Source organism: bacterium (assembly GCA_020444065.1).
Taxonomy (GTDB): Bacteria; Sumerlaeota; Sumerlaeia; order SLMS01; family JAHLLQ01; genus JAHLLQ01.
Genome location: JAHLLQ010000012.1, coordinates 49,641 through 61,143 on the forward strand (window position 1 = coordinate 49,641; position 11,503 = coordinate 61,143).

At 57.4% G+C, this 11,503-nt stretch carries 7 protein-coding genes, 1 tRNA gene and 1 pseudogene; 4 read left to right on the forward strand and 5 right to left on the reverse strand.

Features of this window, described 5'->3' with window-relative positions:
* Positions 1–2 precede the first annotated feature (2 nt).
* From KQI84_19310 to KQI84_19325, 4 genes are read right to left on the reverse strand one after another with little or no spacing between them, the layout of a single operon-like run.
* Positions 3–1,070, reverse strand: coding sequence for a 3-isopropylmalate dehydrogenase (locus KQI84_19310; protein MCB2157033.1), 1,068 nt, complete (start codon positions 1,068–1,070; stop codon positions 3–5).
* A 39-nt stretch (positions 1,071–1,109) separates the two neighbouring features.
* A complete protein-coding gene (locus KQI84_19315) occupies positions 1,110–2,192 on the reverse strand; it encodes a class I SAM-dependent methyltransferase (protein ID MCB2157034.1) in 1,083 nt (360 codons plus the stop codon).
* The gene (locus KQI84_19320) at positions 2,189–2,944 is read right to left on the reverse strand and encodes a hypothetical protein (GenBank protein MCB2157035.1); all 756 of its coding nucleotides are present in this window, start codon (positions 2,942–2,944) and stop codon (positions 2,189–2,191) included. Before KQI84_19320 ends, KQI84_19315 begins: the two co-directional genes overlap by 4 nt.
* A gap of 24 nt (positions 2,945–2,968) precedes the next feature.
* Complete coding sequence (locus KQI84_19325; GenBank protein MCB2157036.1) at positions 2,969–3,646, reverse strand: riboflavin synthase; 678 nt, start codon at positions 3,644–3,646, stop codon at positions 2,969–2,971.
* Positions 3,647–3,886: 240 nt separating this feature from the next.
* Here KQI84_19325 and KQI84_19330 point away from each other — a divergent pair, with 240 nt between their 5' ends.
* The 4 genes and pseudogenes from KQI84_19330 (at position 3,887) to KQI84_19345 (ending at position 6,690) form a co-directional block, all read left to right on the forward strand.
* Complete coding sequence (locus KQI84_19330; protein MCB2157037.1) at positions 3,887–4,885, forward strand: OB-fold nucleic acid binding domain-containing protein; 999 nt, start codon at positions 3,887–3,889, stop codon at positions 4,883–4,885.
* A gap of 264 nt (positions 4,886–5,149) precedes the next feature.
* Positions 5,150–5,242, forward strand: a pseudogene (locus KQI84_19335) (prepilin-type N-terminal cleavage/methylation domain-containing protein).
* A 760-nt stretch (positions 5,243–6,002) separates the two neighbouring features.
* Positions 6,003–6,079 (forward strand) — tRNA-Pro (locus KQI84_19340).
* A 395-nt stretch (positions 6,080–6,474) separates the two neighbouring features.
* The gene (locus KQI84_19345; protein MCB2157038.1) at positions 6,475–6,690 is read left to right on the forward strand and encodes a transposase domain-containing protein; all 216 of its coding nucleotides are present in this window, start codon (positions 6,475–6,477) and stop codon (positions 6,688–6,690) included.
* A 356-nt stretch (positions 6,691–7,046) separates the two neighbouring features.
* On the opposite strand, the gene KQI84_19350 is transcribed toward KQI84_19345, so the two are convergent.
* Entirely contained in the window at positions 7,047–11,285 is a 4,239-nt protein-coding gene (locus KQI84_19350; protein MCB2157039.1) for an ATP-binding protein, read from the reverse strand.
* Positions 11,286–11,503: the final 218 nt, after the last annotated feature.

Here is an 11,503-nt window from a genome sequence, read left to right on the forward strand (position 1 = left end):
GATCACTTTCCGCCGGCAACGATCTCCGCCACGCGGTCGCCGACATCGGTCGTCCCGCAATTCATCTCGCCAATGTTCAGTCCGGGCAACTCGCCGGCCACTTGCGCAACGGCGGACTCGATTGCAGTGGCGGCGTCGTCTTCACGCAAATGCCGCAGCATCATCGCACCAGCGTTGATGCAGGCAAGCGGGTTGATCACATTCTGACCGGTGAATTGCGGAGCCGAACCGCCGACCGGCTCGAACATTGAAACGCCTTCCGGATTGATGTTGCCGGAAGCGGCAATTCCAAGACCACCCTGAATGATTCCGCCAATGTCCGTAATAATGTCGCCGAACATGTTGTCGGTTACGATGGTGTCGTAGACTTCGGGCGACTGCACCATGTACATGCAGCAGGCATCCACGTGGTGATAGCCACGCTTCACATCGGCGTAATCCTTCGCGCCCATCTCGTTGAAGGCGCGCTCCCACATCTCAAAAGCGAATGTCAGCACGTTGGTCTTTCCGACAAGATGCAACTGCTTGCGCGAGCGCGTCTTTGCCAGATCGAACGCGTAGCGCAAACAACGATCGGCGCCCTTGCGCGTATTGATGGATTCCTGCACGGCCACTTCGTCCGGCGTGCCCTTCTTCAGAAAACCGCCGGCTCCTGCGTAGAGCCCTTCGGTGTTCTCGCGCACGACGACGAAGTCGATGTCCTTGCCCGTCTTGCCCGCCAGCGGCGTTTTGACGCCATCGTACAGTTTGACCGGACGAAGGTTGATGTACTGGTCCAGTTCAAAACGAAGCCGCAGCAGAATGCCGCGCTCCAGAATACCGGGCTTCACATCCGGGTGACCGATCGCAGATAGGTAGATCCCGTCCATCTGCTTGAATTCTTCCAGAACGGAATCCGGTAGGGTCTCGCCGGTGCGCAGGTAGCGCTCTCCGCCCAGATCATAATCGGTCAGGTTCGTTCCAAAGCCGAATCGTTCGCCTGCGACCTTCAGGACCTTCAAACCTTCGGCCATGACTTCCGGCCCGGTTCCGTCGCCGTGCAGGACGGCGATATTGTGTGTCTTTCCCATGTCGATTCCTCGTATCAGTTCATTCCATTCGTGCGGTTCTTAGCTGCCGCGCCTCAGCCGCGTCAATCGCCGGCGCGCACTGTGACTCAACCACCAAAGGGGCCGCCATGGCTCGCCGCGATCCGCTCGCTCCAGTCGCATCCGCAAACCGGCCAGAAGCAGTTCGTCCGGCCCGACGCCACGGAGCGCCTCGCCCAGGCGCAGTTCCCGTGCGAGATTCCGGTGCAGTTCGTGGACGATGTCAACCCAGCCACGGACTTTCCACGGACCATGACGCAAAACACCGCGCAATCGGCTCGGAGGCATGAAGTTCAGGTCCTCTTCGAGGATTCGCTGAACGTGATGCGCCTGCAGCGGCTCGCCCGGCGCCCACTCGCGCCCCTCCCCCGCTTCGCGAACGACGATCTCAGCGAGTTCTGCGGGTCTCCACAGAAGATGCCCCCAAGGCACTGGAAAGATATCGTCCAGGTGATGCCCCATCGCGGAGAAATACAACGGCTCGGTTACTGCGTAATACATCCCACCGAGACGCAATGCACGCGCGCATTCAGCGAAGTGCTCTGCCGTTCCGCGAATGTGCTCGAGGCAATTGACCGTATAGAGGAAGTCCTGGCTGCCCGTCGCGACGGGCAATGCTTCTGCCCAGGCTTCGGCAAAAGTGAGATTCGGGGGAAATGTAATGGCGGTCAGATTGCCTTCATCGTCGCGATCGAAGCGAAGCGAGTCCTTCAGCAAAGGCTCTCTCTCCGCAAGGCGATACAGCGTATATATATTGCCGATGTTGTGCGGCGTGGATCCACGCCAGGAAGGTTCAATACCGAGTACGGACTCTGCCCTGCGGGCAGCAACCAGAGCGGCCACCCACCCCATGCCGGCTCCGATCTCTGTCGCACAGAATCCGGCAGGCAATGTATCGATGATGGGTGCGAGTTCGTCGTGGAACAACTGCGCCTGCCAATGCCCTGTGTGAGCAGCCGCCATGACTTGCGCGGTCGATTCAGCAGAAGCTTCACGGCGATGCCGCAGTTCGTTGCGCGCAAATGTCAAGGCGGCCTGGCGCGCATGCTCGAGCGCGCGAGAGTTGCGCCATAGTCCACTTGGATCGGGAAGTGCAGCCGTCATTCGTCGGGGTTCTGGCGCTCCGGATGTCCCCACCAACTGCGAGGCTGGTTCTTTCCTTCGGGATACTTCTCGGCCATCAGCTTCGTGACGTCGGCCATCTTGCTCGCGGGGGACGCCCAACGATCGATATCTGGGAAATCGAGGCGGCAGTTCTCGCACTTCTTGTTCGAGTAGAATCGAATCGGGCACCAGAAGCTCTCGACATTGCGAAGCATCTCCGCCCCGAGAGAATACACCCCGGTCATCCAATCGCAGTACAAACACCAGACCAGATCGTGCCCGACAAGTCCCTCGAATTTCTGGCGAGAGATATTCACCCATTCCGCCTGGCGATAGCGCGGAAACCCAAGGACCCAAATCAGGCCCTGGTAGGTCGTGATCTCTGCCAGACGAATCGACAGGAAGACCGGCAAAGCCGGAATGGTCAACCAGAGCCCAATGTGATTGCGAACCGGGCCGACAACCTGATCGAGGACTCGTCGGATCTTCGGTCCATCTTCATGCCCTGAGGCTTTCGTGTGGACAATGCAGAAGACCTGGAGCGCAATGAACTGTCCCACGAGACAGCCCCAGAAGCCACCCCATCCCCACTTCGCGCCGGCGTAGAACCAGGGCACCCAGGTCAGCAGGCTGACGAGAATATCCAGGAGCGGAGCGCGCGTCGCCGCCTCTGTCAGGCGAGTCAGGCGCACACACAGAGCGATCACTAGAATCTCGTAAATCAGGATCTTCACGATGGCGGCGAAGAACATGACGGGCTCCTTGTGGGTGTGAGTTCAGCTTCGGAAGTTCTTCCAAACGTCGGCAAGGCGCGTCTGCCCTTCCGCGATTCCCATCTGCTCCAGGGTTCGCCGGACATACTTGCCGATCATATCGGTTTCCAGGTTCACGCGCTGGCCAGGCCGGCGACGCGAGAGCGTCGTCCGCTCCCAGGTTTCCGGGATCACGGCTGCGGACAGACCACTCTCGTCGATCTCAACAATCGTCAGACTGATCCCGTCGATTGCGATGGAACCTTTGCGAATGCACTGGTCCAAAATATCCAGCGGCGCGTTCACCCAGACCTCCCAGGATTCCCCAAGATTTCGGGCTTCGCGCAGGGAGCCAGTGCCGTCCACATGGCCTGAGACCATGTGTCCACCCAGCCGATCCCCCAGCGCCAGCGCCCGCTCCAGGTTAAGTGCATCTCCGATCTTCCGATCGGAGAGCGTGGTTCGCTGCAGCGTCTCCGGAGAGGCAAAAGCCACGAATCGATCCTGGGAGAAAGATTCCACGGTCAGACAGCATCCATCCACCGCGATGCTCTCCCCATCGAGGAAACGATCAATAAATCCAATGGCTTCAATGACAAGCTCGTACCCTCCGCCGCGGGGGCGGAGCTCCAGGAGACTTCCAACATGCTGGATCAGCCCGGTAAACATGCGCAGAATCTGCCACGGCAATGGGTCCGACACAAGCGACTTTCAACGGGCTGTCCGGGTCCGGCAAAGAGGTTTCACCAGAGAACAGCGAAATGCTCGCAACCTCCCGGCAAACCGCCCTATCATCTGTAAGGTCAGTTGGGTAGCTGCAGTCTGAAATCCGGACAATTGGAGCCCTCTAGAGAAGAAAAGTCTCGCCTTGCACCGTTGGGAGACCTTATGATCTTTGACTAGAGATGCAGCCGAAGCACCTTCGGAAAGAAGGGGTGTTTTGTGGCTAAGAACCTCGATCTGAAGACCAGGGAAGAAGAGGACGTGATGAGAATGCATACACTCCGCGAAAAAAACAGCCCCGGAGCCGGCCACGGCCGGCGCACCCATCGAGGCGGCGCCCACAGCGTCGTCACCCTGTCCAGCATCATCGCCATGGCCTTCATGCTGATCGGAGGAGCCCTCTCCGCTCAGGCGCAGAATCCCCAGGCGGGCACCCAGGCGAATCAAGGCCAGAGCAGTCCTCCGCCAGCGATACAATGGACCTCGCTCTCAGAGACGGAGACGCTTCCTCTGCAAAGCCATGTCTTCATTCGTGCGAAACTGGTCAGCCTGGTACCGCCGGATCCGGGCAGCAAGCAGCCCTATTCCATGTACATCAGCGACAATACCGGCACCCAGCGCGCCGTCATCTGGCAGAATATCTGGGAACGCGTTCCGAACAGAAACGAGTTTCAGGCGGGCCTGATCATCGATCTTTATGCAGAAGTCTCGGATTTCCGTGGCGACCGCCAATTGGAAATCAACCGCCCGCAGGACATCCGCATCGCGCCAATTCCACAGACGCTTCCAAACTCCGCATACCGAGAGGAAGCGAGTTCCGACGAGCGCGACGAGTATAACGAAATGAGCATAGGCGCGATCTCGTTCGCAACGATCGGCAAGAAGGTTCGCGTCCGTGGCACCGTCAGTGAACTCTCCATCTCCCCCGCCCCCCGAGTTCCAACAAAAGTTGTCGTTCGGGACAATACGGGCGAGATTGAAGTGGTGTACTGGAGCGAAATCTCCGACGCGCTGTCCTACGAAAACCAACCCGTCGTTGGTCAGCAGATCGAGATGGGCGGCGTCATCAGCGAATGGCGCGGTGCACTGCAACTGAAGGTCACCGAACTCAGCCAGGTTCGCAAGCCGCGCGCGCGGCAAAGCCAGCCGGCACAACAGCAACCGGCCTGGGGAATGCCGGATCAACCGCAGTCGAACACCGGATACCCAGGACAATGATCCCTGCAGGCGGACGGGGGGTCCAATGTCCGCTCTCAGGATACCAGGAACAGTGAAGCCTTGTCGGTTTGTGAGCAGCATGCTTTTTTTTGATTACGAGGGAAAAAACCTGTTGCTCTAGCACCCTGATTCGGTAACTGTACCCGGTTTGGGAAGGTTACCGCAAGGTGAGCAGGCATCCAAACCGGCAACCAACTCACCCGGCCGTCGCGCCACCCAAAAATCCACTTTCCCTCAGGGGGTAATACCGTGACGAAACAGATTCTGTCTAAGTCGAACAAGGGCTTCACGCTCATCGAATTGTTGATCGTGGTTGCCATCATCGCGATCCTGGCGGCTATCGCCGTCCCCAACTTCCTTGAAGCGCAGGTCCGCTCCAAGGTCAGCCGTGCCAAGGCCGACATGCGGACCATGGTTACCGGCCTTGAGTCCTACCGCGTCGACAGCAATGCGTATCCCAAGTGCAACAACTTCGGACTCGCCGGCCGCCGCGACAGCGATCCGACCACCACGCAGTACGAAGTGCTCGAGAAGCTCAGCACGCCGATTGCTTACATTACGAACGCCTTCCTCCCAGATCCGTTCGAGTCCCAGTTCCGCAGCGGCTCCATCAACCCGAACGATGGCTCCTTCAATCCTGAGGCACGTATCGTCGGAACCGATGAGCACCTCTGGAAGGTCCTGAAGTACTACACACCGGGACCCGCCGGCCTCCAGGATGTTGAGACACCCGCCGAGAAGGCCAGCTACTACGCAGTCGTCGTCTGCACCGGCCCTGATCTTGTCTACCCGAACATGGGTGGCCTGTTCTCCAGCAGCGCAACTCCCGAAGCCGTTTGCAACTGGGCATACGATCCCACCAACGGCACCGTCTCCACCGGCTCGATCTTCAAGGTCACCGGCGTGACGTCAGGCGACTCCACCGAGTACGGCGGAACCTTCTTCTCGACCATCCAGCAGGTTCAGGAATAAGCAACTCCGCAACACAGAAACAGCATGCCCCCGGGATTCAATCCCGGGGGCTTTTCTGTTCCCACGACGATCCCCCACCGCAACAAAATCGTGACATTCCCGATTGACGGCCACGGCAGATTACCCCAACAACATTGCCACCTGTCGGGGTGTGGCGCAGTTGGCTAGCGCACCTGCTTTGGGAGCAGGGGGTCGCGAGTTCGAGTCTCGCCACCCCGACCACCTTTATCTCCACACAACTCAAAGGTCCACGACCGGCTCTGAAGGCAGGAGCGGCCTTGTGCGTGTGCAACAGGTGCTACTTGCACCTCAGAAGTTGCTACTCCACCAGCAAGCGAATCATTGGCGATACACACCTTGTGAAGCCCGCTCCCCTGACCGCCGCGCAGGTGCGCGATCGAAGCCGGCACCCTCAAAACGTGCCGCCAGCGTGCCCTCAGTACGCCCCTTACGTGCCCCGAGCGTGCCTCGACAGGGCAGTTGCACATCAAATCGGCCCTATCGACCTCTTTTTGAAGGGGTTAGGTGCTGGGGACGCCGTGACATATTAGCAGGTGGATCGCGCCATTCACAGGTGCCCATGAAGAGTCCGTTGCCGGGTTTCTTCGAGGCTAAGTATGCAAGACCTTGCCCGATTGGTGGGAATGGCAGTTTGCTGGAGGCAACTGGGGCGGGCACGCCGCCGGGAAGTCCTTCGTCCTGGTCGAAAGCGCTCGCAGAAGCGGGCCAATCCCTTCGAGTACCTGCTGGACCTCTTCACTCGCCTGCCCGGCAACAACATCCAACGCCTCGAAGAATTCCTGCCCGACCACTGGCTGGCCGCGGTGAACTGAACCGATCGAATCGCCAGTGTCTCCCGCCAAGTCTTCTCGCCTCCGTTCGGCTCTCAACTGGCGCAATCAGTTCAAGACTTGTGACCCGTAGGATTGGCTACTTGCTTCGCAAGCTCGGCAAGCCCTTGTTCTGCTCCAAGCCATGGATCGTTGAGCAAGATGTCAAGAAAGCATGTGCCACATTCCGGCCGGACTTCCAATAGTGGTTCGCAGGACGATCACAGAATGCTCGATCCCCGCAGGGAACGTCGGTGTTCAGAGCGGACGAATGGGAATCCATATGCCCTGATCACTCTTTCTATCATGTGGCGTAGAACCCCGTGACAGACGGAGTTGTGCAAGGGGCAATACGAGGTCTATTCCTGGATTCGCCTAACATACGTCTCCGTTTCTGGAAGGCCGAAGGCACGAATTGTCTCCTGCGCTCCAGGGCTGTGAGATTGTGCTTCCAATACGGCCTCGTAGGGCGATGCGCCTTCTTCGATTGCGGTCCGATATGTCTCTTGCCCCCCTCCAAGCACGGCCCAACGGATATTCTCTCGCGCCGCATCGAAGACGGGATCCTGGGGCGAGTCGCGTTTAACTATCTCTAGCTGTGTCCCTTGGCTAGCCTGCACTGATTCGGTCTCAGGGAGTGATCCGTTTTCCGGAGTTGCTGTGTCTTCTGGCACCACAAACGGAACGAGAAGCAAGGCCAGAATGAATGCAGCCATCCCCCCGGTCGCATTGAATCGCACCGTGTTTCTGGTCCCAGGTATTGTGACCGTCCCCTTAGTTGAGACCTTGCCACCGAGGATTCCTGCGCCAGCAGCAACGCAGAGAATGACGAGCATGACCAATAAGTAGCGCTCTGAGGAGGGTACGCGCAAACCAAACACAGAGAGGAAGATCAGAACGACGAGAACGAGGACCAGAAGAGAGAGTAGAAATATCCCGAATACCTGAGCGATAGTTGGTCGAGATTCATTCCTCATTGAAGGCTCCTCTGCTAGTTCGCGATCGCAAATCAGGTGCTCGACATCGGATGCGGAAAGCGGGCAACTTCGCAGACGATTCTCCTCGGCTTTTGCAATCACTCGACCGATCCAGTCATCGCCTATGCCTTGTTGCTGAAGTTGGGTGAGCTCATTTACCTCTCCGCGCTGTTCGAATAGAGTCAGCAACCCATCTCGAAGTCGCCTGGCCTCCTCCTCAGGACCGACAAAATGAGCACCGTCAAGAATGTGTCTGGAGTCATCCTCTCGTGCGAAGGTCTTTTCCATAAACAAGGACAGGCGCAGCCGCTGTTCAGCGCTGAGATCACCGAATTGGCCGTCACTACGGAACGAGTCGGAAGCAGTTCTCAAAAGTACCTCCCTTCCCACATCGTCGTCCCCCAATAACCACTTCTCCATCCGAGGCCAGGCCGCCGAGATCGATGGAGTCCCGATAAGCACTGAAGCCAGTGCTATAGCAGTCTCTCTATCTCCTGCATCGCATGCTTGTTTCCAAGCTTCCAACATGTACTTCTCCGCCTCACAGTACCTCCATTCCAGCAGCTTCTCCAGGATGTTGCAGGCGAATTCATCCAACTTGTCGCGTTCCTTCACAAGTCCGAGTAAGCCCTTGCACAGTGGTTCTGGATGATTCTTCTCGAATCGATAGAGCAATCCTGGAAACGTGTGCTCCTCTCCTTTCCAGCGCAGGTATCGTTCTACCTCCATGATCACCGTGTCGGGCTGTGCAACAAGTGCCTCATTTAGAAGCTGTTCGTGAATACCCTCGGAAGAGTGTGCAAGACCGAAAGAGACTCGCTGGTGAACGATCGCAACGGCCCATTTGCCGATCAAGCTTGTGAGCGAAGAGACTTCCACTCCAGACTCAAGCAAGGTTGTCAGAGCAACGTAACCAGCCCCATTGCAATAGTAGAGCATCTTGGGCTGCTCCGGAATCACAGGGCTGCCCATCTGTAAGAACTGCTTCCCAACTCGCAGCATCTGGCTCCTTAGTTCTTCAGGGTACATTGACCAACTGGGTTTCTGCTGGAGAGGTCCATCTGGCCAGTCGCTCAAGTGGCCGTACTCATCGGCGCACACAATGTGGACTATACTCACCCATGCTCCTTCATTCCCGTTCTCGAACTGCTTCAAGAGCTCCGTGGTCTTTTCTGCTCGCCAAGTCTCCGGCTTTCGCCTTTCCGCTTCACGCTTCTTCCTTTCCGCGATAGCTTCCTCCTGCTCTTGCCGCATTCGATAGGTGTTCTTCGCTTTGTGGGCTTCTTCGGAATCGATGCGAACAGAACCCACAGCGAAGTGGAAAGCCCGACGAATCGCGTCGGGATGCTTCGCGGCACCCACGAAACCTTGGTAGCCGGAAAGATCCAATAGTTCATCGAGATGTTCCCTAATGAGTTCGTTGTCGGCGACATGGCGTGCCAGTTCAGCATAGATTTCGGCATGCCGTTGAATGTCCGAATCTCCGGCTGCCCGGAGTAGGAAGACGAAATCATCCCCGCCGAAGAGATGGCTCGCAAAGAAGATGTGTGCAAGCTGAGGGATTGGAAGTCCGAAGTCCTCGACAAAGAGGGTGATGAGATGTTGTCGTCGCTGTGCCTCACGACTGTCGGATGCCAGCTCCGCATCGTTCATTCGCTCATCGTGCAATGGGGCCTGAAAGTCCTTCGCGAAACGCAACACCGCCTTGGCGAAGGGTCTCTGCAGCTCAGGCCTATTCAGGAAAAGTATCCACGATTTCTGCATCACATGATCGACTATTCGGTTCCATATACTGCAAATCGGCAGACGCCCGTGTTCCAGAACCCACCCAAGTCCTGGGAGGAGGTCGTCATCCTGCAAGTGGGGGATCACTTTATCGCCGAGAAAGGTCGCGTACCCACCGTAGAAGTTCTGTCTCTTGGGAGGTGTCAGTGCCCTGAAGAGCTCCTCAGCAGAAATCAGTCGGTTGGGCCAGAGTGCTCGAAGGGCATATCCCTTAATCTCCTCCTGGTCATCGCCCGGAACACCGTTAATGAGTGGGATAAGCCTCCGGCAATCTGCATGAGTCCCAGCCTCCCCCAAAGCGAGTGCTGCCATGGCTCGCACTCTGTTGCTTCTGCTTTCATCGAGAGCAAGCTCAGCCAACATGGGGGAAAGATCAGTCACCTGGTGCTGGGCCGCAAGAAGGAGCGCTTCATCTAGCGACTCATCGGAAGCATCCCCGTTACTGATCCATAGCTGGAGCTGTTTCGTGAGCCCTGAGTGATTCAGATATCGGTAAGAATCCCATGAGTAGAAATCGCGACTGACGGCTTTCCATTTCATCGGGTGCAGCATAATCTGCTCGACAATGCGTTCACGGACTTCGTCAGTCATGACATCCACGCCTGCGAGCAGCAGCGCGGCGAAGTCGCGATCGGCTACGGCGCTCATGAAGCGATCTGACCGGTAGCACAGCCATCCTGCAAGCCCACGCAATTGTGGTGGGATGCCAGCATCAGGCACAGCCACCAAATCCATCCAACGATTCACTGGAACTCGGGAGACGACGAGATAGTAGGCAGCAAGAAAATCCCGATAGCCTGAATGATCAAAATACCTGCACGGAACCTCGCCACGGAAGAGGGCTGTATTGGTCAAGACATCGTACAAGCCACGATCCGCATCAGCGTCCGAGATGTCACCAAAGACGCGTTTCGCACACCAGCGAAGCTCCTCCAAAGCCATGAGCTGTTCGCCCTTGCTGCCATCGATCAGAACGCCATTCTTGTGCCCCAAAACAAGCGTGAGCGCGATGGCAGATGCAATGCGAAGCCTCTGGTCGACCGGTGGAGTGGTTGAGTATTCTGTTCGCGGTTGGGTGCCCCGACACAAGTCTCGACAGGCGGCTTCGAATATGTTCCATCGGTCCTCACCAAGCTCCTTGTCCTTCTGCCACTGGGCCAACAGGCCACGAAGGGTAAGGGGGAGACGAGCAAACACAATCAAATCCCGCTGGTAGATCTGCTTCAGAAAAGCTCCGGCTTCTATTCCCTGAGATTGCGCCGCCAGAAATACATCTGCCTCACGGAGAGGAGCCAAGTGATTGATCTGCACCCCCTCGGTCCCCCAGACTCTGTCTAACTCCCGCCGCAACGAACCGTCCCAATCGGCCGACCGGCAACTGACGCGCAGGCACCATTCGTTGCCGCTGCCCTGTTTCTCACGAAGAGCTCCGCGCAGGGCCTCAAGACCACCCGGGAGATGGAATTCGTCCAAGCCATCAAGGTACACAGTCCGCTGTCGATTAGCCATACCAGCAAAGAACACTCGGACCTCAGATGGCGACTGAAATTCCTTGAATGATCGGGCAGCGACCTCCTTGCCAGAGGCACGTGCTTCTTCCTCCATGTTCTGAAGCACGGTACTCTTACCGATCCCCATTTCCCCAAGCAGCACCACGCAGTTCGATGCGCCTGACTCTGTGGCACGGTGAAGAGATGAGTACTTCGCCATTGCATTATCAGGATCCGGCGTAAAACCCTGGAAATCGGCCAAGTGTCTGTGGCCTTTGTTGTCACCGGAGCCTTCGGATTCAGCAGGGCGCCAGAATCGCTCATCTATTCTCAGTTCGCTCAACATGCTGGCACTCTCGCCTGTGAGATGATGTCAGACTTGATACTGACAAAGCACCCAACCGGGCAAGCAGAAGAGACCGATGGATCAAGATGTCGACTATGATCTGGACTCGAAGATCGGCGCGATCGCTTGCCAAGGATTTAATCCCGAAGCAGGGCGTCGAGAAAGCGTATGCGTCCCACGAACCACATCTGGACACGACGCCCGACCTCGGTGCAGGC

Bases quoted from the DNA above. Each gene is read 5' to 3' on its own strand.
- KQI84_19310 (MCB2157033.1), bottom strand. From the start codon at position 1,070: ATGGGAAAGACACACAATATCGCCGTCCTGCACGGCGACGGAACCGGG.
- KQI84_19350 (MCB2157039.1), bottom strand. From the start codon at position 11,285: ATGTTGAGCGAACTGAGAATAGATGAGCGATTCTGGCGCCCTGCTGAA.
- KQI84_19320 (MCB2157035.1), bottom strand. From the start codon at position 2,944: ATGTTCTTCGCCGCCATCGTGAAGATCCTGATTTACGAGATTCTAGTG.
- KQI84_19315 (MCB2157034.1), bottom strand. From the start codon at position 2,192: ATGACGGCTGCACTTCCCGATCCAAGTGGACTATGGCGCAACTCTCGC.
- KQI84_19345 (MCB2157038.1), top strand. From the start codon at position 6,475: ATGCAAGACCTTGCCCGATTGGTGGGAATGGCAGTTTGCTGGAGGCAA.